We start from the raw sequence: 24874 nt of genomic DNA, 5'->3' as shown, positions 1-24874 counted from the left end.
TCCGCAGATGGAGGAGATGCCCGATGGCGATGCAGAAGCATACGCGGCAGGATGCGCTTACGTTTCACCTTGAGCCCACGCCGGGCAAGCTGGCGATCCATGCCACGGTGCCGATGGCCACCCAGCGCGACCTGTCGCTGGCGTATTCGCCGGGCGTTGCCGTTCCCTGCGAAGTGATCGCCGAGGATCCGGGCACCGCCTATGAATACACCGCCAAGGGCAACATGGTCGCCGTAATCTCGAACGGGACGGCGGTTCTGGGGCTGGGCAACCTTGGCGCGCTGGCGTCGAAGCCGGTGATGGAAGGCAAGGCGGTGCTGTTCAAGCGTTTCGCCGACGTGAACTCGATCGACATCGAGCTGGACACCGAGGACGTCGACGCCTTCTGCAACGCGGTGAAGCTGATGGCCCCGACTTTCGGGGGCATCAACCTTGAGGACATCAAGGCGCCCGAGTGTTTCATCATCGAGCAGCGGTTGAAGGAGGAATGCGATATCCCCGTGTTCCACGACGACCAGCACGGCACGGCGGTGATCTGCGCGGCGGGTCTGATCAACGCGCTGCATCTCAGCGGCAAAAAGATCGAAGACGTGAAGATCGTGCTGAACGGCGCGGGGGCGGCGGGGATCGCCTGTCTTGAGCTGTTGAAAAGCATGGGCGCGCGGCACGAGAATTGCGTGATGTGCGACACCAAGGGCGTCATCTACCAAGGCCGGACCGAGGGGATGAACCAGTGGAAGTCGGCGCATGCGGTCGCCACCAAGCTGCGCACGCTGGAAGAGGCGATGGTGGGGGCGGACGTGTTCCTTGGCGTCTCTGCCAAGGGCGCGGTGACTCAGGAGATGGTGCAGGGGATGGCGGACAAGCCGGTCATCTTCGCGATGGCCAACCCCGACCCCGAGATCACGCCGGAAGAGGCGCACGAGGTGCGGCCCGACGCCATCGTCGCGACCGGTCGGTCGGACTATCCGAACCAGGTGAACAACGTGCTGGGCTTCCCGTACCTGTTCCGCGGTGCGCTGGACGTCCATGCCCGCGCGATCAACGACGAGATGAAGATCGCCTGCGCGCAGGCTTTGGCCGAACTTGCGCGGATGGAGGTGCCGGACGAGGTGGCGCTGGCCTACGGGCGGCGGCTGAACTTCGGGCGAGACTATATCATCCCGACGCCGTTCGATCCGCGCCTGATCCACGTGGTGCCGCCGGCGGTGGCCGAAGCGGGGATGAAGACCGGCGTGGCGCGGAAAGAGATCGCGGATCTCGAAGCGTACCGGCAGACCTTGCTGGAACGGATGGATCCGACCGCTTCGATCCTGAACGGCATCAACACCCGCGCCCGCGCGGCGCAGGCGACGATGGTGTTTGCCGAGGGCGACGACCCGCGCGTGCTGCGCGCCGCCGTCGCCTATCAGCGGAACGGCTTTGGCCGGGCGCTGGTGGTCGGGCGCGAATCCGACGTGAAGGAGAAGCTAGAGGCCGAGGGGCTGGGCGACGCGGTGCGTGAAATCCGCGTGGTCAACGCGGCGAATACCCAGCATCTCGAGGCGTACAAGGAATTCCTGTACAAGCGGCTTCAGCGCAAGGGCATGGACCAGCAGGATATTCACCGGCTTGCCGCGCGCGACCGTCACGTGTTCGCCTCGCTTATGGTGGCGCATGGCCACGCCGACGGGATGATCACCGGGGCGACGCGGAAGTCTGCGCATGTGTTGCAGCTGATCAACCACGTTTTCGACGTGTCCGACAGCGACGACGCGGTTGGCGTCACGGCTCTTTTGCATCGCGGGCGGATCGTGTTCATCGCGGATACGCTAGTGCATGAATGGCCGGACGAGGAAGACCTTGCCACCATCGCCGAACGTGCCGCCGCCGTTGCGCGGGGGTTGGGGCTGGAACCGCGGGTTGCCTTCGTCAGCTTCTCGACCTTCGGTTATCCTGTGTCCGAGCGGGCCGAGAAGATGCACATCGCGGCCGAGGTTCTGGATCGCCGTGGCGTGGACTTCGAGTACGAGGGCGAGATGACCGTCGACGTGGCTTTGAACACCCGCGCGCAGGCGAATTATCCGTTCCAGCGGCTGACCGGTCCGGCGAACATCCTTGTCGTTCCGGCGCGGCACTCGGCTTCGATCTCTGTGAAACTGATGCAGGAAATGGCGGGCGCCACCGTGATCGGGCCGATCCTTGCGGGTGTCGGGCGGCCGATCCAGATCTGCCAGACGCAATCGACCGTGAACGACATCCTGAACATGGCGATCTTCGCGGCCGCAGAGGTCGGGTAGGTCTTGGCCTTCTCCCGGCGCGGGCCTAGCCTGCGCCGGAAGGAGACGCCGATGACCGAACACGTGACGACGCACCAGGCCGAGGAAGACGCCCGGAACGAACAGATCCTGATCTGGCTGAACGGTCGCCCGGTGCCCAAGGCCGAGGCGGTCGTCAGTGTGTACGACAGCGGCTTCATGCTGGGCGACGGCGTGTGGGAAGGGCTGCGGCTGTATGACGGCTGCTGGGCGTTTCTGGACGAACATCTAGACCGGCTGTTCGAAGCCGCGAAAGCCATCGATCTGGACATTGGGCTGGACCGGGAAGGCGTCAAAAACGCCTTGTTCGAGACGCAAAAGGCCAATGGCATGACCACTGACGCCCATGCCCGGTTGATGGTGACGCGCGGGCCGAAGGTGCGCCCGTTCCAGCACCCGTCGCTGTCTCAAAGCGGGCCGACTGTCGCGATCATCATGGAACATTCCAAGCCGTCGATCCCGCGCCCGATCCGTCTTGCCACGGTGCCGCACGTCCGGGGTCTGCCGATGAGCCAGGATCCGAAGCTGAACTCGCATTCCAAGCTGAACTGCATCCTTGCCTGTATCGCCGCCGAGAAGGCGGGCGCGGATGAGGGGCTGATGCTGGACGTGAATGGCTTCGTGAATACGACCAACGCCTGCAACTTCTTCATCGTGCGAAAGGGCGAGGTTTGGACCTCGACCGGCGATTACTGCATGAACGGGATCACGCGGCAGAAGGTCATCGACCTGTGCCGCGACAACGGCATCCCGGTGTTCGAGCGGAACTATTCGCTGGTGGATACCTACGGCGCGGACGAGGCATTTCTGACCGGCACCTTCGGCGCCCAGACACCGGTGGGCGAGATCGACGGACGGATGATCGGCACCGGGCAGATGGGTCCGATGACCGAACGGCTTCGGGGTCTTTACAAGGATCTGGTCGCAAGGGAGTGCGCCTGATGCATATCGCCATGTGGTCCGGCCCGCGAAACCTTTCGACCGCGATGATGTACGCTTTCGGCCAGCGTAGTGACTGTTTCGTGTGGGACGAGCCGTTCTATTCGGCCTACCTCACACAGACTGGCATCGTTCACCCGATGGGAGAGAAGGTGATCGCGGCCGGAGAACCGGACCCGGACAAGGTGATCGCGCGGCTCCGTGGTCCGGTGCCCGGCGGCAAGGCGCATTTCTATCAGAAGCACATGACGCAGCACATGCTGCCCGGCATCGACAGGGACTGGCTGCGCGACGTGACCAACGTGTTCCTGATCCGCCACCCCGCGCGGGTGGTGGCCAGCTTTAGCGCCAAGCTGGAAGACCTGACGCTGGACGAGATCGGCTTTCGCCAGCAGTTCGAACTGTACGAACTCGCGAAGTCCTTCGGTCAGACGCCCGTCGTGATCGATAGCCACGATATCCGGGCCAACCCGGAAGCCGCGTTGCGCGGGCTGTGCATGGCGCTGGGCCTTGAGTTCGATCCGGCGATGTTGTCGTGGCCCGAAGGCGGGCGTGCCGAGGATGGCGTGTGGGCGCCGGTCTGGTACGGCGCGGTGCATGCGTCAACGGGGTTCGCCGGGGCAGAAGGCCCGCTGCCCGCCCTTCCGGCGAAATACGCCGGGATCGTCGAAGAGGCGATGGTCTGGTACGAACCGATGCGGGCGGTTTCACACGAATTCGTGAACACCTGAAACCCCTGCCGCTTCCCTGCGTGACTCAGGGCAACGGGGATCACCCCGTGTACCTAGTAACCAGGGAGAGATTGATTATGAAACGCCTTATCGCATCCACGCTTGGACTGAGCCTCATTGCCGGGGCCGCGCTGGCCGCTTCGCACGCCGCGCCGATGGTCGAAGGTATGGATCAGGACGTGTCGGGTGGCACCGTGACCGCGTCGAAGATCGTCGCACCGGCAAATGGCTGGCTGGTCGTGCACCGCACCGACGCCGAGATGAAGCCGGGCCCCGTCGTCGGCCATGCGCCGCTGAAAATGGGCGAGAACACCGACATCGCCGCGATCCTTACGGAACCGGTCGAGTCGGGTGAAATGCTGATGCTCATGCTTCACGGTGAAGATGGCGGCATGCAGACCGGCATCTTCGAGTACACGCTTGGCGCCAAGGAAGACGGTCCTGTCCGGATGGACGGCGATCTTGTCATGACGGTTATCACCGCGGAGTAAGTCCCTTCACCGCGGTATTTCGGCCCGGCTGTCTTCGGACGGCCGGGTCTATTTTTTTGGCGGTTGGCCCAAAAGTGTCTTCCCAGAACCGCGCGGCATGCTCGTCCTTTTGCAGCGGCGCGTCAGGACGGAACCGGGTGGCGTTCTTCCAGCCGGTCGTGATGCCAAGACAGTGGTAGAACTTCGTCTGTTTCAGTCTCTGAAAAGGGCGAAGCAGGTTGTTTTCAAGGTTGTGGCACCGCCATTGCATACTCCCAAGCGGACCGGTGGGAACGATACACCAATCGTCCGGCGCGTCCTTGGGCGGGGTGGTAGACCACGCATGATCCGTGAACCGGAAGGGCGGTTCGGCATGCGGGTCGGGATAGCGGTTCAGGCCACCGAAGGTCACGAACCCGAACCGGCTGGCGCGCGCCCTGTCGAAGATGCTTGTCCCATCGGGCACGAGGATCTCATCGACATCCATGCACAACGCGCCGCCCGCCCGTTGCAGGAACATCAACCGTGCAAGGTTGTAGGCGGCGGTCTGAAGATACAGCTCGATGTTGCGGGGCCGCCGGTTCAGCGGGCCGAACGGGTAGGGCATCGAAACCAGCGCGACCTTTTTCAGCCCGATGTCGCTTAGTGCCGTGCGCAGGTCATCCACGCTGTGACGCGTGGACCCGTTGTCGATGAAAACCAGCCCCTCGACCCCCTGCGTCGCCACGTGAAACCGTAGGTGATCGGCGATCCAGTTCAGGTCGTCGTTCTTCGACAGGATCAGCTCGCAATCCAGCCCTTCAAGGAAATCGAGCCGCGCGTCGCGGATCGGGGTTTCCGCTGTCTGACCATCGGGAAAGCCCAGTGTCAGAGACGGTCCGACAGGCACATTGGCAAAGCGCAGGATCGAGTGGCGGTAGAAGTTGCGGACCTTGGGACGCCCGATATCCCTGCCGCCGACCGAGAACCGCGTGCGCTTCACCAGTCTGCCGAAGTTCAGCAGCCGCGGCGCGACGATGTGCAGGTCCGTGCCTTGCCGGATCACCTCGTAGAACAGGGTGTCGAAGTCGTACTTCGCCTCCGACCCGTCGCCCATGCCGCGCTTTGAAACGGCACGGTCGCGCCGGATCCCCTCCGGCGCGACCGTTCGTGTCACGTCATGCAGCAGAAACTCGGTCATCCGGGATGCTCCTTTCCGACCGGTCCGTGCTTATTTCAGACGGCGTTCCCGCATCGCCAGCAGGCGCAGGCGCAGGGCGTTCAGCTTGATGAAGCCCGCAGCGTCCTTCTGATCGTATGCGCCGGCATCGTCCTCGAAGGTCACGTGGGCCTCGGAATACAGCGAGTGCTCGGACCAGCGGCCGACGGTGCGGGCAAGGCCCTTGTACAGCTTCAGCCGAACGGTGCCGGTAACGTGTTCCTGCGACTTGTCGATCAGCGCCTGAAGCATCACGCGTTCAGGCGAGTACCAGAAACCGTTGTAGATCAGTTCGGCGTATTTCGGCATCAGCTCGTCCTTCAGATGGGCCGCGCCACGGTCTAGCGTGATCTGCTCGATACCGCGGTGGGCTTCCAGAAGGATTGTGCCACCCGGGGTTTCGTAGATACCGCGGGACTTCATGCCGACGAAGCGGCCCTCGACAAGGTCAAGACGGCCGATGCCGTGCTTGCCGCCCAGCTCGTTCAGCTTGGTCAGGATCGTGGCGGGCGACATCGCCTCGCCGTTGATCGACACGGCGTCACCCTTCTCGAACCCGATCTCGATGAACTCGGGTTCGTTCGGGGCGTCCTCGGGGTTCACGGTGCGCTGATAGACGTAGTCGGGCGCATCCACCGCCGGGTCTTCCAGCACGCGGCCTTCGGACGAGGTGTGCAGCAGGTTCGCGTCGACCGAGAACGGCGCTTCGCCGCGCTTGTCCTTGGCGATCGGGATCTGGTTCTGCTCGGCGAACTCAAGAAGCCTGGTCCGCGAGGACAGGTCCCATTCACGCCACGGCGCGATGACTTTGATGTCGGGGTTCAGCGCATAGGCGCACAGCTCGAACCGGACCTGATCGTTGCCCTTGCCGGTGGCGCCGTGGGCCACGGCGTCGGCGCCGGTCTTCTCGGCGATGTCGACAAGGTGCTTCGAGATCAGCGGCCGCGCGATCGAGGTGCCCAGCAGGTACAGCCCTTCGTACAGCGCGTTGGCCCGGAACATCGGGAACACGAAGTCGCGCACGAACTCTTCCCGCACGTCTTCGATATAGATGTTCTCCGGCTTGATCCCCAGCATCTCGGCCTTACGTCGCGCCGGCTCGAGCTCCTCTCCCTGGCCGAGATCGGCGGTAAAGGTAACCACCTCGCAGCCGTATTCGGTCTGCAGCCATTTCAGGATGATCGAGGTGTCGAGGCCGCCGGAGTAGGCGAGCACGACTTTCTTTGGCGCGTCGGACATCAAATGCTCCGTTTTCATGGTGTCTGCGCCCTTTAACGCGGGCGTGAGCGGGCGGCAAGGTGTGTGGGGTTGCGGTGACGGGACGGCGATGGTTGGCTTGGGGCGGAAATTACAGGAGGTTGCCGTGGCCGACAGGCTGGAACTGTTTCGCGGGGTGGTTCACCCGTGGCATCACGATCACTTCGGACACATGAACGTCCGGCACTATGCGCCGTTCTTCGACGACGCTACCTATCACATGTGGACGATGCTGGGTCTGCCCTATTCCGAGATGCAGCGCGATCACGGGGTTCATACGGTGTCGGGCACTGCAACGACCAAGTTCATCAAGGAACTGGTGGCGGGCGACCTTATCCGGATCGATGGCGCGGTGTCGCGGATCGGCGGCAAAAGCGTCACCTTCCACCTGCGCATGTTCCACGCCGATACCGGCGACCTGCACGCGACCTACGATCTGGTCGAGGTGTTCTTCGACCCGGAAACCCGGTCGTCCGCCGAGATCCCGCCAGAGGTCCGCGCCAAGCTGGCGATGCACGAAGTGGTGTCCTGACGGGGTCAGCCGGGAAGGCGTGACAGCAGAAGTGCCTTCGATTCCCCGTAAACAGAGACGATCTGCCCCATGTCGATCTCCGCCGACTGCCCGGCCGCGGCAAGGCGTTCGCCCCGGCTGCACAGGTCGGCCATCACCTCGAACCCAAGGTTCAGGGCGCTGCCCTTCAGAAAGTGCAGCCGTTCACGCACCACGGTATCGGGCGCCGGGACGGGCAGGGTGACGATGGCCTCGTCCGTTTCTTCAAGGAACAGGTCCGCGACTTCGAGAAACTCGTCAGTGCCGATCTCTGCCTTCAGTTCTTCAACGCGCGTCCAGTCGATCATCGCAGGCTCCGGCCCCGGTGCATCGTCGGGACCCTAGCGCAAACGGATGATCAGGGCGTAAATGGCCGTCCGAGTTACCTAAAATCCGAAATTTATCGGGACGTTAAGCATCAGGTGGCTAGGGCGTCGTTCGTGGAAAACCCCGAAGGCCGCCCCGGTTTGAATATTCACAGCCTGATGCCTGGCGTCGGCGCGGATGCGACCGCGCCGCAGACCGTGCTGGTTGTCGATGACAGCCGTGCCCAGCGGCGGCTTCTGCACACCTACCTGCGCAAGATGGGTCACCGGGTGCTAGAGGCGCAGTCGGGCGAGGTCGCGCTGGCGATCTGCCAGTTCGAACAGCCGGACCTGATCGTCAGCGACTGGGTCATGCCGGGGATGGACGGGCTGGAACTGTGCCGCAGATTCCGCGAGATGCGGGAAGACCGGTACGGGTACTTCATCCTGCTGACCTCGAAAGACGAAAAGCACGAGGTTGCGGCGGGACTGGATGCGGGGGCCGACGATTTTTTGACCAAGCCGGTGAACGCCGCCGAACTGCGGGCGCGGGTGCGCGCTGGGCAGCGCATCCTTGCGATGGAACGGACCCTGACGGCGACGTTGCAAGAGATGCGGCAGCTTCACGCGGTGATCGATCGCGATCTGGTCGAGGCGCAGAAACTGCAACAGTCCCTTGTCCGCGACCGGCACCGCAGTTTTGCCGGTGTCGACGTCTCGCTTTTGCTGCGGCCGGCGGGACGGATCGGCGGCGATCTTGTCGGGCTGTTCGAAGTGAACGAGGACCAGATCGGCGTCTATGCGCTGGATGTGTCCGGGCACGGCATTGCGTCCGCGCTGATGACGGCGCAGCTTGCGGCGCAGTTCGCGGGCAGCATACCGGGGCGCAATATCGCCATCGGTCGGGACGCCCGGAAGCGGCCGGTGATGCGCACCCCGTCAGAGACCGCGGCGCGGCTGAACGACATGGTGCTGAACGAGATGGGGACAGAGCAGTACCTGACCTTGGTGCTGGCGCTGGTCGAGACTGCGACGGGGCGTGTGGTGCTGACGCAGGCCGGGCACCCGCATCCGCTGATCCAGCGCGCGGACGGCTGCGTCGAAACGGTCGGGTCCGGCGGGTTGCCGGTGGGGCTGTTGCCGGGGGCGCGGTTCACGGATGTCGAGGTTTGGCTTCGTCCCGGAGACCGGCTGTTCTTCGGCTCTGACGGCATCAGCGAGTGCATGACCCCCGACGGCGACATGCTGGAAGAACAGGGGCTGATCGAGATTCTCGGCCGTCACCGCTTTGCCCGCGGCGAAGGCTTTCTGACACGGTTGCTGGAAGATCTGCGCGCGCATACCGGCGGCGCGGAGTTTTCGGACGACGTGTCGGGTGTGCTGCTGGACTTCAGTGCCCCCTAAAGCAGCAGCTCGGCAAAACTGCGGTCGCCCTCGTTTGTCAAAAGCTCGACGGCGGCCTCGGTGTCGGCCCAGATCGCGGTGTGCCCGGCCTCGGACGGCGGGCCATAGCGGCGGACCGGGCGTGCGGTGTAGATGTGGCAAATCTTCTCGGCCCACAGGTCGTATTCGGGCATGTAGGTGAACCGCCGGTAGGTACCGATGTGCAGGGGCGATGCGATGCGCCAGCCGGTTTCCTCGAACACTTCCCGGTGCAGGGCGACGACGGGCGACTCGCCGGGGTCTATGCCACCGCCGGGAAGCTGAAACTCGGGGATCGGTTCGGCCTGATGAGTCAGCAACACCGCGCCGTTCAACGGCAGAAGCGCATAGACGCCGGGCCGTTTCCTGTACTGGATTCCACCCTTTACCGGTTCGCCAAATCGCCGGATCATACCTGCCCCGCCTTTTGTGTCGTGTTGCTGTACCTATATGGACGCGGTATGCCAAAGCGAGCCGCAAGGAAACCCCATGACCATTGGATCGCAAATCGCCTGGGATGACACCATCCTGCCCTTCCAACTCGACCGCTCGGACATCCGCGGACGGGTCGCTCGGCTGGACGGGGTGCTGGACGAGGTCCTGGCGCAACACGACTATCCGCCCGCGATCGAAGCGCTGGTGGCCGAGATGGCCCTGCTGACCGCGCTGATCGGCCAGACCATCAAGCTGCGCTGGAAGCTTTCGCTTCAGGTACGCGGCGACGGCCCCGCGCGTCTGATCGCAACAGATTACTACGGTCCGACCAAGGAAGGCGAGCCGGCGCGCATCCGTGCCTACGCCAGCTTTGACGAGGACCGGCTGGACCCGACCGGCGACCCCTTCCCGCAGATCGGCAAGGGCTACTTCGCCATCCTGATCGACCAGGGTACCGGAATGGTGCCGTATCAGGGGATCACGCCGATTGCCGGTGGGTCTCTGAGCGCCTGTGCAGAGACGTATTTCGCGCAGTCCGAGCAGTTGCCAACCCGCTTCTCGCTGGGCTTCGGTGAATCGCAGCAGCCCCGGCAGGGTATCCGCTGGCGCGCCGGTGGCGTGATGCTGCAAGCGATGCCCGAGGCGTCGCCCTTCGCCACCGAGGGCGGGTCGGGCGAGGGCGGTCTGCTGAACGCGACCGACATCATGGACGGCGACGAGGAAGAGAACTGGAACCGCGCCAACCTGCTGTTGGACACGGTCGAGGAGTTCGAACTGATCGGCCCGCAGGTCGATACGCCCGAGCTTCTGGTCCGGCTGTTCCACGAAGAGCGTCCCCGCGTCTTCGATCCGCAGCCGGTGAAGTTCGGTTGCACCTGTTCGGCCGACCGTGTGCGCCAAAGCCTGTCGATCTACTCGGCAAAGGATATCGGTCACATGACGACGGACGACGGTATCGTGACCGCGGACTGCCAGTTCTGCGGCGCGCATTACGAGTTCGACCCGAAGACGTTGGGATTCGAAGCCGAGGAGTCGCCGGGTGACGATACCTGACGTCTTTGGCCGCCTGCGTGCCGCCGCCGGCGCCGCGGGGGCCGAGTCTTCGGATTTCGACCTGAACCCCGAGTTCCGGCCGGCGGGCGTGAAACTGCGCCCCGCCGGCGTTCTTGTCCCGGTGATAGCCGGGCCGAACGGCGCCGAGGTGATCCTGACCAAGCGGTCCTCGGCGCTGAAGCACCATCCGGGGCAGATCGCGTTTCCGGGTGGCAAGGTCGATCCGGGCGACGACGGGCCGGTTGGCGCCGCCTTGCGCGAGGCACATGAAGAGATCGGGCTGGACCCGGCCAATGTCGAGGTGCTGGGAACCCTGCCGCCGCATGAGACGGTGACGAGCTTCCGGGTCACCCCGGTGCTGGCCCGCATCCGCGACGAATTCACCGAGATCCCCGAACCCGGCGAGGTCGAGGAAGTGTTCCGCGTGCCGTTCGCGCACGTGACCGATCCGTCCCGCTTTCAGATCCAGTCGCGGCGCTGGCAAGGACGGTCGCGGTCGTATTTTGTGGTGCCCTACGGCCCCTATTACATCTGGGGTGCGACGGCGCGGATGCTGCGCGTTCTGGCAGAGCGGCTGGCCTGATGCGGGTGTCGGGCGACTGGATCACGGACGCCCGGACGCAGCGGGTGTGCAAGGCGCTGACCGACGCCGGGTATCAGGCGCTGTTCGTTGGCGGGTGTGTCCGCAATTCGCTGCTGGGAGAGCCGGTGGGCGATATCGACCTTTCGACCGACGCCCTGCCCGAAACCGTCAGCGAACTGACCGCCGCCGCCGGACTGAAGCCGGTGCCGACGGGCATCGAGCATGGCACGGTGACGGTCGTGTCCAAGGGCATGCCGCACGAGGTCACCACGTTTCGCCGTGATGTCGAGACCGATGGACGGCGCGCGGTCGTGGCCTTCACGGACCGGATCGAAGAAGACGCCTTGCGGCGCGACCTGACCATGAACGCGCTTTACGCCCGCCCGGATGGCGAGGTTGTCGATCCGTTGCATGGCTTGCCGGACCTTCTGGCGCGTCGTGTCCGGTTCATCGAGGACCCCGAGGCACGTATCCGCGAAGACTATCTGCGCATCCTCCGGTTCTTCCGCTTTCATGCGTGGTACGGCGACCCGTTGGGTGGTCTGGATCCCGAGGGATATGCCGCCTGTGCGTCGCTGAACGAGGGATTAGAGACACTTTCCAAGGAACGTGTCGGCACTGAATTGCTAAAACTCCTGTCCGCGCCCGACCCCGCGCCCGCCACGGCGGCGATGCAGCAGGCCGGGTGTCTGACCCGCGTGTTGCCGGGTGCCGATGCGCGGTGGCTGCCGCTGCTGGTCGACTTCGAGCACCGGCTGAAGGTCCGGCCGGACGGGCTGCGGCGGCTGGCTGCGCTGGGCGGCGAGGGGCAGGGCGATCTGCTTCGGCTGTCGAAGAAAGACGCCCGGCGGCTGGACGCGTTGCGCGAGGCGGCGCTGGGCACAAGCGGTTCCGGAGAGCTTGGCTATCGCATGGGGGCCGGCGACGCGTTGGACGCGATGCTGCTGCGCGCCGCACTGTCAGAGATGCCGCCGGCGGAGGACTTGGCCGACGCTGTTCAGAAAGGCGCCAGCGCGGTCTTTCCGGTTGTGGCCAAGGATCTGATGCCGGAGATGAAAGGGCCCGCAATCGGCAAACGGCTGCGGGTGCTGGAACGGGCGTGGATCGACTCGGGCTTTGTGCTGGACCGCGACGCGCTGCTGTCACGATAACTTCGCACCCGGTACAGGTTCCAAAGTGCGTCACCCGGGGTTATAGCTTCGCCTCTGTCCCGGATGTTGCCCCCGAAAGCCGGTTTCATGTTCCGCTATTTCGAAAACCTCGTGGACCCATACGGTCCTTACGCGTCAACCGATGCGCCGCCGCGCAAGCTGCTGCCGTTCCTGCTGACCTACGCGCAGCCGTTCAAGCGGGTGTTCTGGGCGGCGGGCCTGATGTCTATCGTTGTGGCGGCGGTCGAGGTCGGACTGATCTCGTACATGGGACGTATCGTCGACCTGCTGAACACTGGCGATGCGGCGCAGGTATGGGACAGGTATGGCGTCGAGTTCATCCTGGCGGCGCTGTTCATTCTGCTGATCCGTCCCGCGATCCAGATGCTGGACGTGCTGCTGCTGAACAACGCGATCCTGCCGAACTTCGGGACGCTGGTGCGCTGGCGGGCGCACAGTCAGGTGATGCGGCAGTCGGTCGGCTGGTTCGAGAACGACTTTGCCGGGCGGATCGCGAACCGGATCATGCAGACGCCAATGTCTGCGGGCGAGGCGATTTTTCAGGTCTTCGACGCCATCACCTTTGCGCTCGCCTATCTTGTCGGCGCGGCGGTCCTGCTGTGGGGCGCCGATGTGCGGCTGGTGATTCCGCTGGTCGGCTGGCTGGTGCTGTACGGGTTGCTGGTGCGCTGGACGATGAAACGCGTGGCCCCCGCATCGAAGGCGGCGTCGGACGCGCGCAGCAAGGTGACCGGCCGGGTGGTCGATAGTTACAGCAACATCCATTCGGTCAAGCTGTTCGCGCATCACGACAGCGAACTGGACTATGCGAAAGAGGCGATCGAGGACGCGCGGACGACGTTCGCCGCCGAGATGCGGCTGTATACGATCATGGACGTCGCGCTGGTGTTCCTGAACGGCCTGCTGATCGTCGGCGTCGTTGGCTGGGCCTTCGTTCTTTGGATGAACGGCTCGGCCTCGGTCGGGATCGTGGCGGCGGCGACGGCGCTGACCTTGCGGCTGAACGCGATGACTGGCTGGATCATGTGGGCGCTGTCGACCTTCTTCCGCTCGCTTGGTGTCGTGGCCGAGGGGATGGAGACGATCGCCCAGCCGATCACGCTGACGGATTCGCCCGGCGCCAAGGTGCTTCAGGTCGGGCCCGGAGAGATCCGGTTCGAGGAAGTATCGCACCACTACGGACGTGGCGCCGGCGGGCTGGACCGGGTCTCGCTGACGGTGAAGCCGGGCGAGAAGATCGGTCTGATCGGTCGCTCCGGCGCCGGGAAATCGACCTTGGTGAAGCTGCTGCTGCGGTTCTACGACACCGAAGCGGGGCGGATCACCATCGACGGCAAGCCCGTGACGGATGTCACGCAAGAGAGCCTGCGCAGCGAAATAGGGATGGTTCAGCAGGACAGTTCGCTGCTGCACCGGTCGGTGCGCGAGAACATCCTGTACGGCCGCCCCGACGCGACCGAGGCCGAGATGATCGAGGCGGCGCAGAGGGCCGAGGCGGATGGGTTCATCCGCGATCTTGTCGATCCGGACGGGCGCACGGGCTATGATGTTCATGTCGGCGAACGCGGCGTGAAGCTGTCGGGCGGCCAGCGGCAGCGGATCGCGCTGGCGCGGGTGATCCTGAAGGACGCGCCGATCCTCGTTCTGGACGAAGCCACCAGCGCGCTGGACAGCGAGGTCGAGGCGGCGATCCAGCAGACGCTGTACGGGATGATGGAGGGCAAGACGGTGATCGCCATCGCCCACCGCCTGTCGACCATCGCCCAACTTGACCGCATCATCGTGCTGGAAGACGGACGCATCGTCGAAGACGGCACCCATGCCGAGCTTTTGGCTGCGGAAGGCCTATATGCGAAGTTCTGGGACCGGCAATCGGGCGGGTTCATCGGAACGGAGCAGGCGGCTGAATGAACAGGCAGGCGATACTTGGATGGTTCGCGGGACTGATCGACGCCGAGCGTAATGCCAAGGGCGCTCCGCCCCGGACGCTGATGGCGTTCATGGGCTGGCTGTTGGAAGGCACGTGGAAGGCGATCGGCCTTGCCGCGATGGTCGCCGTGATCGCGGGAACGATGGAGGTGATGACCGCCGTCATCCTTGGCTCGGTCGTCGACGCCGCCGTGGCCGACTCGCCCGCCGGGTTCTTCGGCTCGAACCTGTGGTTGCTGCTGGGCGCACTGTGCTTCTTTGTGGTCCTGCGCCCCCTGATCTTTGGCGCGAACACCGCGCTGGCGTCGCTGACCATCGGACCGAACATCAACAACCTCGTTCTGTCGCGTCTGCACCGGTACACCCTCGGTCAGTCGGTGACGTTCTTCGACAACGACTTTGCCGGTCGCATCGCACAGAAACAGATGCAGACCGCGCGGGCCGTGACAGATGTCGTCACCGAAATGCTGGGCGCGGTGCTGTTCGGGCTTGCTTCGGTCGTGGGCTCTATCGTTCTGATGCTGTTCATCGGATGGCAGTTGGCGCTTCTGCTGCTTGTGTGGATGTGTGCCTATGCCGGGCTGATCCGCTATTTTTTGCCCCGCATCCGGGAAAAATCACGCGCCCGTGCGGCGGCGCGGGCGATGGTGTCGGGGCAGGTCGTCGACACGATCACCAACATCAAGACGGTGAAGCTGTTCGCGCATCAGTCATTTGAGGATCGCGCGGCGCTGGAAGAGATGCGGCGGTTCCGGCTGGCGGCTTTCGGCTTCGGCACGGTGACCGCCAGCTTCCGTTTCATGCTGATGACGCTGTCGGGGCTGCTGCCGGTGCTGCTGGTCGGCGCCACGCTTGTTCTGTGGTCGAACGGGGCGGCGACAGCAGGCGAGATCACGGCGACCGGGGCGGTGGCGATCCGGCTGGCGCAGATGACCGGCTGGATCAGCAACGCGATGCTGATGATGTACGCCCACGTCGGCGAGATCGAGGACGGCATGCACACGCTGACCCCGCCGCACGAACTGGCCGACGCGCCGGACGCCGTTGCGGTCGAGGGGCCCCCGGTCATCGAGTTCGACAACGTCGATTTCGCCTACGGGCGGCAGTCGGGCGGCGTGCAGGGCATCGACCTGACCGTGCATCAGGCCGAGAAGTTGGCCATCGTCGGTGCGTCGGGTGCCGGGAAGTCGACGCTCGTGGCCCTGCTGATGCGCCTTTACGATGCCGAGGCGGGTGCGGTTCGGGTCGGCGGCGCGGATGTCCGTGAGGTGACGCAGGAAAGTCTGCGCCAGCAGATCGGCATGGTCACGCAGGAAACCGCGATGTTCAATCGCTCGGCCCGCGACAATATCATGTATGGCCGGCCGGACGCGACCGAGGATGAAATGATCGCCGCCGCAAAACGCGCACGAGCGCATGATTTCATTCTCGAACTCGAGGATTTCAAAGGCCGCACCGGCTATGACGCGCACCTTGGGGAACGCGGCGTGAAACTGTCCGGCGGACAGCGGCAGCGTATCGCTTTGGCCCGTGCGATCCTGAAGGACGCGCCGATCCTTGTGCTGGACGAGGCGACCTCTGCCTTGGACAGCGAGGTCGAGGCCGAGATTCAGGACGCGCTGGACGAGGTGATGAAGGGCAAGACGGTGCTGGCTATTGCGCACCGGCTGTCGACCATCGCCCAGATGGACCGGATCGTGGTGCTGGACGCGGGCGAGATCGCCGAGAGTGGCACGCACCGCGAATTGCTGGAACATGAAGGCCTGTACGCGCGGTTCTGGAAGCGGCAGTCTGGCGGCTTCATGGGGTATTCAGAGGCCGCCGAGTGACACTGACCATCGAACGACTTGGCCATCGCGGGGACGGCATCGCGCATGGCGACGGCGGCGCGCCCGTCTTCGTGCCGCTGACCCTGCCGGGCGAGGTGGTGGACGGCGAGGTCGAGGGCGACCGCATGCCCGCGCCGCGGATCGTGACGCCGTCGGCGGACCGGGTGAAAGCGCCGTGTCGGCACTACAAGGCCTGCGGCGGTTGCGCGTTGCAACATGCAAGCGACGGGTTCGTCGAACAGTGGAAGGCGGGGCTGGTGACGTCGGCCCTTGCCGCGCACGGGATCGAGGCGCCGGTGCTTGGCGTCGCGACCTCGCCCGCGCAATCGCGGCGGCGGGCGGTGTTGTCGGGACGGCGCACCAAGAAGGGCGCGCTGGTCGGCTTCCACGCGCGGGCGTCGGATACCATCGTCGAGGTGCCCGACTGCCAGCTGGCGCTGCCCGAGATCGCGGCGTTGCTTCCAATGCTGGAAAAGCTGACGCAGACCGGTGCGTCGCGTCGGGGTGAGCTTTCCTTGACGGTGACATGGTCCGGCGCCGGGCCGGATATCTCTGTCACCGGCGGGCGCGAACTGGATGGGCCCTTTCGGATCGAACTGGCCGGTTTCGCGGAACAGCACGGGCTGGCGCGGCTAAGCTGGGATGGCGAGACCGTGGTAGAACGGCATCCTCCGGCGCAGTCTTTCGACGGAATAGAGACCGTTCCGCCCCCCGGCGCGTTCCTTCAGGCGACCCGGCATGGCGAGGCGTCGCTGCTGGCATCGCTGCGCGACGCGGTCGGCGGGGCGAAGAAGATCGCCGATCTGTTCGCGGGCTGCGGTACCTTCTCTTTGCCGTTGGCGAAGACCGCCGAGGTGCATGCGGTCGAAAGCGGCGCCGACATGCTGAAGGCGCTGGATACGGCGTGGCGTCGCGGCGCCGGGCTGAAGCGGGTGACGACCGAGGCGCGTGACCTGTTCCGGCGGCCGCTGCTGCGCAGCGAGCTGGCGGGCTATGACGCGATCGTGATCGACCCGCCGCGCGCCGGGGCCGAGGCGCAGTCGGAAGAAATCGCCGCCAGTTCAGTGCCTGTGATCGGCGCGGTGTCGTGCAATCCGGTGACGTTCGCGCGCGATGCGGCGGTGCTGATCGCTGGCGGATACCGGCTGGAATGGCTGCGGGTCGTTGACCAGTTCCGCTGGTCCACCCATGTCGAACTTGCCGCGCGGTTTGTCAGATAGCATATCGCGGGCAGGGACAGGGCAAGAGGGTTCTATGACGGTTCGGGAACGGCTGGCGGGCTGGCTCGCACGGGACGACGTGCGCAATTTCATTACCGGGGTGATCGTGTTCAACGCCATCATTCTGGGGCTCGAGACCTATGACCCGGTCATGGCCCGCATGGGCGGCCTGATCGTCGCGCTGGACCGGGCCTGTCTGGTGATCTTCGTCATCGAGCTTGCGCTGAAGATCTTCGCCCACGGGCCACGGTTCTTCCGTAACGGCTGGAATCTGTTCGATTTCGTGATCGTCGGCATCTCGCTGGTGCCGGGCGCGCAGACGCTGTCTGTGCTTCGCGCGCTGCGAATTCTGCGGGTGCTGCGCGTGGTGTCCGGCGTGCCGCGTCTGCGGCGGGTGATCGAAGGCTTCCTGACCGCGCTGCCGGGCATGGCCTCGGTCTTTTTCCTGATGGGCCTGATCTTTTACATCGGCGCGGTGATGTCGACGAAGCTGTTCGGCGACGCCTTCCCCGAGTGGTTCGGCACGCTGGGCCGGTCGGGCTATTCGCTGTTCCAGATCATGACGCTGGAAAGCTGGTCCATGGGCATCGTGCGTCCGGTGATGGAGGTCTATCCGCAGGCGTGGCTGTTCTTCGTGCCATTCATCATCGTGACCACCTTCGCCGTGGCGAACCTGATCGTCGGTCTGATCGTCAACTCTATGCAGGACGCCCACCACGAAGAGGATCAGGCAGCCACGGGCAGCTATCGCGACGAGGTGCTGGCGCGGCTGACGGCGATCGAAAAGCGGCTGAGCGATCGGGACAGCTGATACTGCGCTATTTTCCGGTGTTTGAATTCTTGGTATCTTAACCAAAAAACACCAAGAGGCAGTATCATGAGAAACACCCGCGTCGTATTGGCGCTTTGTGTCCTGTTGGCGCTGGGCGCCTGTTCAAAGTTCCGGACCTACAACGGTCCGGAGGTTACGCGAATCGTTGTCCACAAGGGCGAGCGGAAGATGTACCTGCTGCACTATAATTCGGTGCTGGCGGCGCATGACATCGATCTGGGCTTCGCCCCCGCCGGGCACAAGCAGTTCGAGGGCGATGGCAAGACGCCCGAGGGGCGGTACTATATCAACCGCCGCAACCCCGACAGCAAGTTTCACCTCTCGCTTGGGATCTCGTATCCGAACGTCGATGACGTGGCATTCGCCGCGAAGAACGGGCGCAGTCCGGGCGGTGATATCTTCATTCATGGCGAGGTGAACCGCGACCAGCGCAAGAACCTCGACTGGACGGCGGGCTGCATCGCCGTGAAGAAGCGCGAGATGGAAAAGATCTATGCGATGGTCCGCGATGGGACCGTGATCGACATCTATCCCTGACACAGGGACTGAATTCGCATGAAAAAGCCCGGCTGCGGTTGCGGCCGGGCTTTTTGGTTCAGACGCCGGGCGCTTCCGTTGTCGGCACCGGCACGGTCGGGACTGCTGACGGCGGGGCCGTGTTGGCGCGCGGCGCGGGAGACAGCACCGACAGGACCGGACCGCCACCCACGACGAGGGTGTACCAGATCTTGCCGTTCCCATCCTGCTGGAAGGCAAAGCCCATATCCTCGCCCTCGGGCGCCATGATGGTGCCGCGCGTCAGCGGATCCTGCATCCAGGCGGCCAGCGTTTCGGTCTCGGTCTCGTAAGTCTCCGAAATGTTCTCGCCCAGCATGCGCTTGTTGTAGCCCGCGTCGACCACGCGCTCGACCGGCGACGATCCGTCGGCGCCAAAGTGCCACGGCCGGTTCTGGCGCGACATGTCACGCGAATGTGTAAGCGCAGCGGCGTTCAGTGACGCGTCAAGCTGCAAGGGACGCAGCCCGCTGGCCGTCCGAAGCGCGTTGACCGAATCGAGCATGCTCAGCTGAACAGAGCCCTGATTACCGTTGGAGAGACGATAAATCCTTTCACCGCTCGAGTTTGTTTCGATGGCAGGCGCGCCACACGCGGCCAGCAGAACCACGCACGCCAGCAGTGAAAGAATTGGACGGATCATTGTCAGCACCCCTAGAATTGGTACACGAACCACCTAGCTCGCCCCCTCGGAGTGTTCAAATCGAACCCTCGCGTCAAGGCGTGCTTACGCTCGTTAGAATTGCGACTGCGGCTTTGTAGCCATATGATGCAGCCGCAGCAACATACATGCATTGGAGATGCGGCATGGCATCCAAAACGAATCGCACTCTCGATCGCCGTCTGTTTCTCGGCACCGGCGCGGCCGCGCTGACCGGACTTGCCGCGCCGGCGATCGCGCAAAGCACGACCGAGTACGAGACCTCGGTCAGCACCGCCAGCAGCCGGAACATCTCGGTCTTCCGTGCCCTCGACTGGCGTCCCTTTTTCAGCAACACGCGCAACGGCGCGATGCTTGTGGATACCAAGTCCCGCGCTCTGCACTACTGGTCCGAGGACCAGTCGGTGTACAAGCTGTACCCGACCTCGGTGCCGATCAGCGACGAGCTGACCCGGCTGGGCCGTACCAGCGTTGTGCAGAAGGTGGTCAACCCGACGTGGCGGCCGACGCCCAACATGCGCAAGCGCAATCCAGAGTGGCCAGCGGTGGTCGAAGGTGGCGCGCCGGACAATCCGCTTGGGCCGTTCGCTCTGTATCTGTCATGGACATACTACCGAATCCATGGCACCCACGACACGAGGAAGATCGGCCGGAGATCGTCCAACGGATGCATCGGCCTGTACAACGAGCATATCCGCGAGCTGTTCGGGCTGGCCAAAGTCGGCTCCCAAGTGTTGCTTATTTGACGATACGACAGGGCTTCGCGCCAAGGCGCGGCGCTATGGATTTGCCTTGCTTAACCATTGGTGGTTAGACGGAAATGCGGGGTACAGTCTACGTTCCACGTGTATCCAATCGTAGCCAGATCCAAATCCTGGAGGATTTTGAAATGAAAAAAGTCGCACTCGCCGCTGCATTCGCAGTCGCCGCGTCGTCCGCTTTCGCCGGTTCCTACGGCGAAGTCGTGATCGTCGAGCCCGAAATCGTTGTCGAAGAAGCTGCTTCGTCCTCGAACGCCGGCCTGCTCGTTCCGCTGATGGCTCTGCTGATCATCGCGGCTGCCGTTTCTTCGGCCGACTAATAGATACCGTCTTGTACGGTTTCAAAAAGGCGGTGGGTTTCCACCGCCTTTTTTATTGGGCTCAGCCGACCCAGCCGCCCAGGTTCTCGGCGATGATGTTCGACAGCGCGTCGATATGGGCCGCGTCGTCGTTCAGGCAGGGGATGTAGGTAAAGCTTTCGCCGCCCGCGTGTTCGAAGCTTTCACGGATCTCTTCGTTGATCTCTTCCAGCGTCTCGATGCAGTCGGCCGAGAAGGCGGGCGCGATCACCGCGATCCGCTTTTTTCCGGCCTCGGCCAGCCGCGCGACCTGTTCAACGGTATAGGGCTGCAGCCATTCCTCGGGGCCGAATCTGGACTGGAAGGTCGTGATCGCCTTGTCCTTGTCCCAGCCCAGCTTCTCGCGCAGCAGGCGCGTCGTCTTCTGGCACTGACAGTGGTAGGGGTCGCCTTCCTCGGTCAGATAGCGCAGCGGCAGGCCGTGGTAGGAAGCGACCAGAACGTCAGGTTCATGATCCAGCGCGGCATAGGCCCGTTCGACCGAACCGGCGAGCGCGGCGATGTAATCCGGGCGGTCGAAATACGGCGGCACGGTGCGCGAGGCGGGCTGCCATTTCTCTTTCATCAGCGCCCGGAAGAACTGGTCGTTCGCGGTTGCGGTCGTGGCGCCGGCGTATTGCGGATACAGCGGGAAAAACAGGATGCGGCGGCAGCCCTGTTCCAGCAGCGCTTTCAGCCGCGATTCGGTCGACGGGTTGCCGTAGCGCATGCAGTAATCGACCACGACGTTGTCACCGAACCGCGCCTTCATCGCGGCAGTGATCCCCGCCGCCTGCTGCTTGGTGATCGTCATCAGGGGGCTTTCGCCCGCGTCTTCGTTCCAGATCGTCTTGTACGCCGCGCCCGAGGTGAAGGGCCGTTTGCCAAGCACAACCGTCTGCAGGATCGGCTGCCATTTCCATTTCGGATAGTCGATGACCCGCTGGTCCGACAGGAATTCGTTCAGGTACCGGCGCATCGACCAATAGTCATAGCCGTCCGGTGTGCCGAGGTTGGCCAGCAGCACACCCACCTTTTCCGGCACGATGGCGGGGTGATCAGAGGGCGCATGTTCCGGGCGCACAGCGCCGAAGGTGTCGTCTTTCATCGTCCCGTTTCCCTTGTTCTTTCCCCCGGCAGATAAAGACGGGGGCCGTCAGGTCAATTGCGCCGCGGCGTCGCAGGATCGTCCAGCGTCTGTTCGGTCGTGTCCAGCGCGTCGGCCAGGCGCTGGGCGGCCGATCCCGGACGCAACGGCTGTGGCTGGCTGGCATCGGGCGCCCAGCCGGTCAGGAAGATCGTCTCGAACGTCGCGGGGATGCGGCCATCTTCGTCTGCGTAGGCCTCGGCATAGCGGCGGGCTGCGTCCAGCAGCACGGCGCGACGGGTGAAGCCGCGCGGGCGGGCCTGCATCGCGTTCGCCTCGCCCATCGCGCGGAGATCCAGCATCAGCCGCAGCGGGTCGGCATAGGTGACGGTCCGGGCCATGTTGTCGGCGACGGGCAAGGCGAAGCCCGCGCGCTGCATCAATGCGCCGACATCGCGGATTTCCCCCATTGGTAGTACGCGAGGCGACAGGCCGCCGGTCACCGCGGCCTCGGCCTCGGCCAGCGCGGCGCGCAACTCGTGCAGGGTCCGGCCGCCGAACAGCGCGCCAAGGAACAGGCCGTCGGGCTTCAGCGCGCGGCGGGCCTGAACAAGCTGGCCAACCGGATCATTCGCCCAGTGTAGAGACAGGGAATGGATGACGAGGTCATGCGCGCCTTCGTCCAGCGCCAGCACCTCGTCATCGGCGATAACCTTCGCGCCGGGCAGGCGGGCGCGCCAGAGATCGGGCCACGGCGTGACGACGGCCGGCGCCGTAAACGCCCTGTTAACCAGTTCCAGCCTTTCCTGAATGTCGTCCGCCGCGTCCTCTTGCAGGAACAGCGCGGGCTCGCCGGTGGCGGCCCTTCGGCGGGCGCGGGTCAGTGCGGATCGGTCTGTCAGCTCGGTGGTCATGCAGGCCCCTCGGGTCAGGCCGCCTATCTAGGAGTGTGCCGTGGGAATGCAAAGCCTTCTTCGCCTTGCCTATCCGCCACAATGCGTCGGATGCGGCGCGCTGGTCGAAGAAGCCTTCAGCCTGTGCGGCCCCTGCTGGCGCGAGACGCCGTTCATCACCGGGCTGGTCTGCGACGCCTGCGGTGTGCCCCTGCCGGGCGAGGCTGGGGGCGCGGCGGTGCTATGCGACGACTGCATGCGGATCGAACGGCCATGGGCACGGGGGCGGACGGCGATGCTGTATCGCGACAATGGCCGCCGCATGGTGCTGGCGTTGAAGCATGGCGACCGGCTGGACCTTGTGCGCCCGGCGTCCCGCTGGCTGGAAGGTGTGGCGGACCCCTGTATCGAGACGGAGACGGTGATCGTCCCGGTCCCGGCGCATTACTCGCGGCTGGTGAAGCGGCGCTATAATCAGGCGGCGATGCTGGCGCAGGCGCTGGCGGCCCGGACCCGGCATCCCTATATGCCCGGCCTTCTGCGGCGGGTCCGGGGAACGCGGGTGCAGGACGGGATGAGCGTCGATGCGCGGTTCGCCAACCTGTCCGGCGCGATCCAGCCCGCGCCCGCCGCGTCAGAGCGGCTGGCGGGGCGGCCGGTTTTGCTGGTCGATGACGTTATGACCTCTGGCGCGACGCTTTCTTCGGCAACCGAGGCGACTTATGCCGCAGGTGCACAGTCGGTCTGCGTTGTGGCACTGGCACGCGTTGCGAAGGATGCCTAGATCCCTATAGTCGCCTGAAATCAGAAAGCGGGATCCATGCAGACTGTCGAAATCTACACCACGCCGACATGCGGTTTTTGCATGATGGCCAAACGTCTTCTTGGCTCCAAGGGCGTGGATTTCAACGAAATCGACGTGTCGCGGGACCCGGACAAGCGCCAGCAAATGATGAAGCGGGCGAATGGCGGCTACACGGTGCCGCAGATCTTCGTGGGCGATATCCACGTGGGCGGTTGCGACGACCTGATGGCGCTGGACCGGGCGGGCAAGCTTGACCCGCTGCTGAAGGACTAGTGCGTGCCGCGCTGATCCAGATGACGGCCTCGGACGATCCCGGGGCCAATCTTGCTTCGACTATCGAATACGTGCGCACCGCCGCGGGCGAGGGTGCTGGATTTGTGCTGACGCCAGAGGTGACGAACTGCGTGTCCGCCAGCCGTGCGCGGCAGCAGGCCGTGCTTCAGCGGCAGGACGACGATCAGACGCTGGCGGCGCTTCGCGACCTTGCGGCAGAGCTTGGCATCTGGCTAAGCATCGGGTCGCTTGCGTTGAAGACGGATGACCCCGACGGGCGGTTTGCCAACCGGTCCTTCCTGATTGCACCCGACGGACGCATCGCGGCGTGGTATGACAAGATCCACATGTTCGACGTGGTGATCTCTGAGACCGAAAGCTATCGCGAATCCGCGGGCTATCGCCCGGGCGACCGTTCCGTGGTGGCAAAAACCGACATCGGCGCGATCGGTCTGACCGTCTGTTACGACATGCGGTTTCCGTCTCTGTACCGGCAGCTTTCGCAGGCGGGGGCCGAGATTCTGCTGGCGCCGTCGGCTTTTTCGCCGGTCACAGGTGCCGCGCATTGGGAAAGCCTGCTGCGCGCGCGTGCCATCGAAAACGGCGCCTACGTTCTGGCGGCGGCCCAGTGCGGTACCCATCCGGCGACCGAGGGCAAGGCGCGGCGCACGTGGGGACACTCGCTGGCGGTGTCGCCGTGGGGCGAGGTCTTGTACGACGGCGGCGATGCGCCCGGCATCGGATATGTCGACCTCGACCTTGCGGCTGTGGCTGAAGCGCGTGGCAAGGTGCCGTCGCTTCAGCACGACCGCGACTTCGGGCCGCCGGCATGAACGACAACGCGCAAGATAACCTGTCGGTCGCGCTGTTCAGCGAGATTTTCATGGCCGACCAGATGGCGCGGGTGAAGCTGGCGCGTGTTCTGCCGAAGGGAATGGAGCTTAGCCATTTCTCGGTTTTGAACCATCTGTCGAAGTCGAAGCAGGAAAAGACGCCCGGCCAACTGGCCCGCGTGTTCCACGTGACGCGCGGCGCGATGACCAACACGGTGAACAAGCTGGCGTGGGCCGGCTACGTTCACATCCGCCCCGACTGGGACGACGCGCGGCGAAAGTTCGTCGCGATCAGCCCTGCGGGCCGCCGCGCCTGTGACGAGGCGTTCCAGGTGATCGCCGACGCGGTGTCGGGGATGGTCGAGGATATCGGGTCCGACAAGGTGCGCGCGGCGTTGCCGGTCCTGCGCGAGATCCGTCTGCGTTTGGGCGAAGAGGACTAGGGC

At 64.5% G+C, this 24874-nt stretch carries 27 protein-coding genes and 1 pseudogene; 21 read left to right on the top strand and 7 right to left on the bottom strand.

Annotated elements, in window-relative coordinates:
- Positions 1–23: 23 nt before the first annotated feature.
- The 4 genes from ACP156_RS09150 (at position 24) to ACP156_RS09135 (ending at position 4458) form a co-directional block, all read left to right on the top strand.
- Positions 24–2279 carry an NADP-dependent malic enzyme gene (locus ACP156_RS09150; protein WP_425051008.1) on the top strand — a complete coding sequence of 752 codons (2256 nt, stop codon included), beginning with the start codon at positions 24–26 and terminating at the stop codon, positions 2277–2279.
- A 51-nt stretch (positions 2280–2330) separates the two neighbouring features.
- On the top strand, positions 2331–3239 hold the full coding sequence (locus ACP156_RS09145; RefSeq protein WP_425051007.1) for a D-amino acid aminotransferase: 909 nt from the start codon (positions 2331–2333) through the stop codon (positions 3237–3239).
- Positions 3239–3967 (top strand): HAD family hydrolase, encoded by a 729-nt coding sequence (locus ACP156_RS09140; protein WP_425051006.1) that lies wholly within the window; start codon positions 3239–3241, stop codon positions 3965–3967. Before ACP156_RS09145 ends, ACP156_RS09140 begins: the two co-directional genes overlap by 1 nt.
- 77 nt (positions 3968–4044) lie before the next feature.
- Positions 4045–4458, top strand: coding sequence for a DUF7282 domain-containing protein (locus ACP156_RS09135; protein ID WP_425051005.1), 414 nt, complete (start codon positions 4045–4047; stop codon positions 4456–4458).
- Here the strand turns inward: ACP156_RS09135 and ACP156_RS09130 are convergent.
- Positions 4445–5617 (bottom strand): hypothetical protein, encoded by a 1173-nt coding sequence (locus ACP156_RS09130; RefSeq protein WP_425051004.1) that lies wholly within the window; start codon positions 5615–5617, stop codon positions 4445–4447. The genes ACP156_RS09135 and ACP156_RS09130 overlap by 14 nt on opposite strands.
- Positions 5618–5647: 30 nt before the next feature.
- Positions 5648–6874 (bottom strand): argininosuccinate synthase, encoded by a 1227-nt coding sequence (locus tag ACP156_RS09125; RefSeq protein WP_425051003.1) that lies wholly within the window; start codon positions 6872–6874, stop codon positions 5648–5650.
- A gap of 124 nt (positions 6875–6998) precedes the next feature.
- On the opposite strand from ACP156_RS09125, the gene ACP156_RS09120 reads away from it, so the two are divergent.
- Positions 6999–7424 (top strand): acyl-CoA thioesterase, encoded by a 426-nt coding sequence (locus ACP156_RS09120; RefSeq protein ID WP_425051002.1) that lies wholly within the window; start codon positions 6999–7001, stop codon positions 7422–7424.
- 5 nt (positions 7425–7429) lie between these two features.
- On the opposite strand, the gene ACP156_RS09115 is transcribed toward ACP156_RS09120, so the two are convergent.
- Positions 7430–7750: an Hpt domain-containing protein gene (locus ACP156_RS09115; protein WP_425051001.1), complete on the bottom strand. Its 321-nt coding sequence runs from the start codon at positions 7748–7750 to the stop codon at positions 7430–7432.
- A gap of 177 nt (positions 7751–7927) precedes the next feature.
- Between ACP156_RS09115 and ACP156_RS09110 the strand changes: the two genes are divergently transcribed.
- Complete coding sequence (locus ACP156_RS09110) at positions 7928–9151, top strand: PP2C family protein-serine/threonine phosphatase (RefSeq protein ID WP_425051000.1); 1224 nt, start codon at positions 7928–7930, stop codon at positions 9149–9151.
- Here the strand turns inward: ACP156_RS09110 and ACP156_RS09105 are convergent.
- Positions 9148–9582, bottom strand: a complete 435-nt coding sequence (locus tag ACP156_RS09105) for an NUDIX domain-containing protein (RefSeq protein WP_425050999.1) — start codon at positions 9580–9582, stop codon at positions 9148–9150. The genes ACP156_RS09110 and ACP156_RS09105 overlap by 4 nt on opposite strands.
- Positions 9583–9658: 76 nt before the next feature.
- Here ACP156_RS09105 and ACP156_RS09100 point away from each other — a divergent pair, with 76 nt between their 5' ends.
- The 9 genes and pseudogenes from ACP156_RS09100 to ACP156_RS09060 all read left to right on the top strand — a co-directional run bounded on the left by ACP156_RS09100 (position 9659) and on the right by ACP156_RS09060 (position 18759).
- Entirely contained in the window at positions 9659–10657 is a 999-nt protein-coding gene (locus ACP156_RS09100) for an Hsp33 family molecular chaperone HslO (protein WP_425050998.1), read from the top strand.
- A complete protein-coding gene (locus ACP156_RS09095; protein WP_425050996.1) occupies positions 10644–11240 on the top strand; it encodes a CoA pyrophosphatase in 597 nt (198 codons plus the stop codon). Before ACP156_RS09100 ends, ACP156_RS09095 begins: the two co-directional genes overlap by 14 nt.
- The gene (locus ACP156_RS09090; protein ID WP_425050995.1) at positions 11240–12391 is read left to right on the top strand and encodes a CCA tRNA nucleotidyltransferase; all 1152 of its coding nucleotides are present in this window, start codon (positions 11240–11242) and stop codon (positions 12389–12391) included. Before ACP156_RS09095 ends, ACP156_RS09090 begins: the two co-directional genes overlap by 1 nt.
- A gap of 63 nt (positions 12392–12454) precedes the next feature.
- Positions 12455–13393, top strand: a pseudogene (locus ACP156_RS09085) (ABC transporter transmembrane domain-containing protein); the annotation flags it as partial.
- A gap of 168 nt (positions 13394–13561) precedes the next feature.
- Positions 13562–14323 (top strand): ABC transporter ATP-binding protein, encoded by a 762-nt coding sequence (locus ACP156_RS09080; RefSeq protein WP_425051890.1) that lies wholly within the window; start codon positions 13562–13564, stop codon positions 14321–14323.
- Positions 14320–16170 carry an ABC transporter ATP-binding protein gene (locus ACP156_RS09075; protein WP_425050994.1) on the top strand — a complete coding sequence of 617 codons (1851 nt, stop codon included), beginning with the start codon at positions 14320–14322 and terminating at the stop codon, positions 16168–16170. Before ACP156_RS09080 ends, ACP156_RS09075 begins: the two co-directional genes overlap by 4 nt.
- Positions 16167–17390: a class I SAM-dependent RNA methyltransferase gene (locus tag ACP156_RS09070; protein WP_425050993.1), complete on the top strand. Its 1224-nt coding sequence runs from the start codon at positions 16167–16169 to the stop codon at positions 17388–17390. The genes ACP156_RS09075 and ACP156_RS09070 overlap by 4 nt, the downstream gene beginning before the upstream one ends.
- Positions 17391–17424: 34 nt before the next feature.
- Entirely contained in the window at positions 17425–18201 is a 777-nt protein-coding gene (locus ACP156_RS09065) for an ion transporter (protein WP_425050992.1), read from the top strand.
- 66 nt (positions 18202–18267) lie between these two features.
- Positions 18268–18759, top strand: coding sequence for a L,D-transpeptidase family protein (locus ACP156_RS09060; RefSeq protein WP_425050991.1), 492 nt, complete (start codon positions 18268–18270; stop codon positions 18757–18759).
- 58 nt (positions 18760–18817) lie between these two features.
- Here the strand turns inward: ACP156_RS09060 and ACP156_RS09055 are convergent, their stop codons facing one another.
- Positions 18818–19282: a CAP domain-containing protein gene (locus ACP156_RS09055; protein WP_425050990.1), complete on the bottom strand. Its 465-nt coding sequence runs from the start codon at positions 19280–19282 to the stop codon at positions 18818–18820.
- Between the two features lie 302 nt (positions 19283–19584).
- Between ACP156_RS09055 and ACP156_RS09050 the strand changes: the two genes are divergently transcribed.
- Both ACP156_RS09050 and ACP156_RS09045 read left to right on the top strand, forming a co-directional pair.
- The gene (locus ACP156_RS09050) at positions 19585–20184 is read left to right on the top strand and encodes a L,D-transpeptidase (protein WP_425050989.1); all 600 of its coding nucleotides are present in this window, start codon (positions 19585–19587) and stop codon (positions 20182–20184) included.
- A gap of 143 nt (positions 20185–20327) precedes the next feature.
- Positions 20328–20519, top strand: a complete 192-nt coding sequence (locus ACP156_RS09045; RefSeq protein WP_425050988.1) for a hypothetical protein — start codon at positions 20328–20330, stop codon at positions 20517–20519.
- Between the two features lie 61 nt (positions 20520–20580).
- On the opposite strand, the gene hemH is transcribed toward ACP156_RS09045, so the two are convergent.
- Complete coding sequence (gene hemH, locus ACP156_RS09040) at positions 20581–21645, bottom strand: ferrochelatase (protein ID WP_425050987.1); 1065 nt, start codon at positions 21643–21645, stop codon at positions 20581–20583.
- A 53-nt stretch (positions 21646–21698) separates the two neighbouring features.
- Entirely contained in the window at positions 21699–22538 is an 840-nt protein-coding gene (locus ACP156_RS09035; protein ID WP_425050986.1) for a methyltransferase domain-containing protein, read from the bottom strand.
- Between the two features lie 40 nt (positions 22539–22578).
- Between ACP156_RS09035 and ACP156_RS09030 the strand changes: the two genes are divergently transcribed.
- Genes ACP156_RS09030 through ACP156_RS09015 form a run of 4 tightly spaced genes read left to right on the top strand, consistent with a single transcriptional unit; the run spans position 22579 to position 24871 of the window.
- On the top strand, positions 22579–23301 hold the full coding sequence (locus ACP156_RS09030; RefSeq protein WP_425050985.1) for a ComF family protein: 723 nt from the start codon (positions 22579–22581) through the stop codon (positions 23299–23301).
- 36 nt (positions 23302–23337) lie between these two features.
- Positions 23338–23595: a glutaredoxin 3 gene (grxC, locus tag ACP156_RS09025; protein WP_425050984.1), complete on the top strand. Its 258-nt coding sequence runs from the start codon at positions 23338–23340 to the stop codon at positions 23593–23595.
- Positions 23595–24428 (top strand): carbon-nitrogen hydrolase family protein, encoded by an 834-nt coding sequence (locus ACP156_RS09020; protein WP_425050983.1) that lies wholly within the window; start codon positions 23595–23597, stop codon positions 24426–24428. Before grxC ends, ACP156_RS09020 begins: the two co-directional genes overlap by 1 nt.
- A complete protein-coding gene (locus ACP156_RS09015; RefSeq protein ID WP_425050982.1) occupies positions 24425–24871 on the top strand; it encodes a MarR family winged helix-turn-helix transcriptional regulator in 447 nt (148 codons plus the stop codon). The genes ACP156_RS09020 and ACP156_RS09015 overlap by 4 nt, the downstream gene beginning before the upstream one ends.
- Positions 24872–24874 lie beyond the last annotated feature (3 nt).

The sequence above is a fragment of the Psychromarinibacter sp. S121 genome, assembly GCF_049801035.1.
In the GTDB taxonomy this organism is placed as follows: domain Bacteria; phylum Pseudomonadota; class Alphaproteobacteria; order Rhodobacterales; family Rhodobacteraceae; genus Psychromarinibacter.
Note: the sequence above shows the minus strand (reverse complement) of the source record. Positions and strands in the feature narration are given on the sequence as shown.

Excerpts from the sequence above, each read along its gene's own strand:
- ACP156_RS09075 (WP_425050994.1), top strand. The coding sequence starts at position 14,320 with ATGAACAGGCAGGCGATACTTGGATGGTTCGCGGGACTGATCGACGCC.
- ACP156_RS09050 (WP_425050989.1), top strand. The coding sequence starts at position 19,585 with ATGGCATCCAAAACGAATCGCACTCTCGATCGCCGTCTGTTTCTCGGC.
- ACP156_RS09110 (WP_425051000.1), top strand. The coding sequence starts at position 7,928 with ATGCCTGGCGTCGGCGCGGATGCGACCGCGCCGCAGACCGTGCTGGTT.
- ACP156_RS09100 (WP_425050998.1), top strand. The coding sequence starts at position 9,659 with ATGACCATTGGATCGCAAATCGCCTGGGATGACACCATCCTGCCCTTC.
- ACP156_RS09065 (WP_425050992.1), top strand. The coding sequence starts at position 17,425 with ATGACGGTTCGGGAACGGCTGGCGGGCTGGCTCGCACGGGACGACGTG.
- ACP156_RS09105 (WP_425050999.1), bottom strand. The coding sequence starts at position 9,582 with ATGATCCGGCGATTTGGCGAACCGGTAAAGGGTGGAATCCAGTACAGG.
- ACP156_RS09150 (WP_425051008.1), top strand. The coding sequence starts at position 24 with ATGGCGATGCAGAAGCATACGCGGCAGGATGCGCTTACGTTTCACCTT.
- ACP156_RS09135 (WP_425051005.1), top strand. The coding sequence starts at position 4,045 with ATGAAACGCCTTATCGCATCCACGCTTGGACTGAGCCTCATTGCCGGG.
- ACP156_RS09045 (WP_425050988.1), top strand. The coding sequence starts at position 20,328 with ATGAAAAAAGTCGCACTCGCCGCTGCATTCGCAGTCGCCGCGTCGTCC.
- ACP156_RS09145 (WP_425051007.1), top strand. The coding sequence starts at position 2,331 with ATGACCGAACACGTGACGACGCACCAGGCCGAGGAAGACGCCCGGAAC.
- ACP156_RS09090 (WP_425050995.1), top strand. The coding sequence starts at position 11,240 with ATGCGGGTGTCGGGCGACTGGATCACGGACGCCCGGACGCAGCGGGTG.
- ACP156_RS09130 (WP_425051004.1), bottom strand. The coding sequence starts at position 5,617 with ATGACCGAGTTTCTGCTGCATGACGTGACACGAACGGTCGCGCCGGAG.
- ACP156_RS09060 (WP_425050991.1), top strand. The coding sequence starts at position 18,268 with ATGAGAAACACCCGCGTCGTATTGGCGCTTTGTGTCCTGTTGGCGCTG.
- hemH (WP_425050987.1), bottom strand. The coding sequence starts at position 21,645 with ATGAAAGACGACACCTTCGGCGCTGTGCGCCCGGAACATGCGCCCTCT.
- ACP156_RS09055 (WP_425050990.1), bottom strand. The coding sequence starts at position 19,282 with ATGCTCGATTCGGTCAACGCGCTTCGGACGGCCAGCGGGCTGCGTCCC.
- ACP156_RS09125 (WP_425051003.1), bottom strand. The coding sequence starts at position 6,874 with ATGTCCGACGCGCCAAAGAAAGTCGTGCTCGCCTACTCCGGCGGCCTC.
- ACP156_RS09115 (WP_425051001.1), bottom strand. The coding sequence starts at position 7,750 with ATGATCGACTGGACGCGCGTTGAAGAACTGAAGGCAGAGATCGGCACT.
- ACP156_RS09015 (WP_425050982.1), top strand. The coding sequence starts at position 24,425 with ATGAACGACAACGCGCAAGATAACCTGTCGGTCGCGCTGTTCAGCGAG.
- ACP156_RS09035 (WP_425050986.1), bottom strand. The coding sequence starts at position 22,538 with ATGACCACCGAGCTGACAGACCGATCCGCACTGACCCGCGCCCGCCGA.
- ACP156_RS09140 (WP_425051006.1), top strand. The coding sequence starts at position 3,239 with ATGCATATCGCCATGTGGTCCGGCCCGCGAAACCTTTCGACCGCGATG.
- grxC (WP_425050984.1), top strand. The coding sequence starts at position 23,338 with ATGCAGACTGTCGAAATCTACACCACGCCGACATGCGGTTTTTGCATG.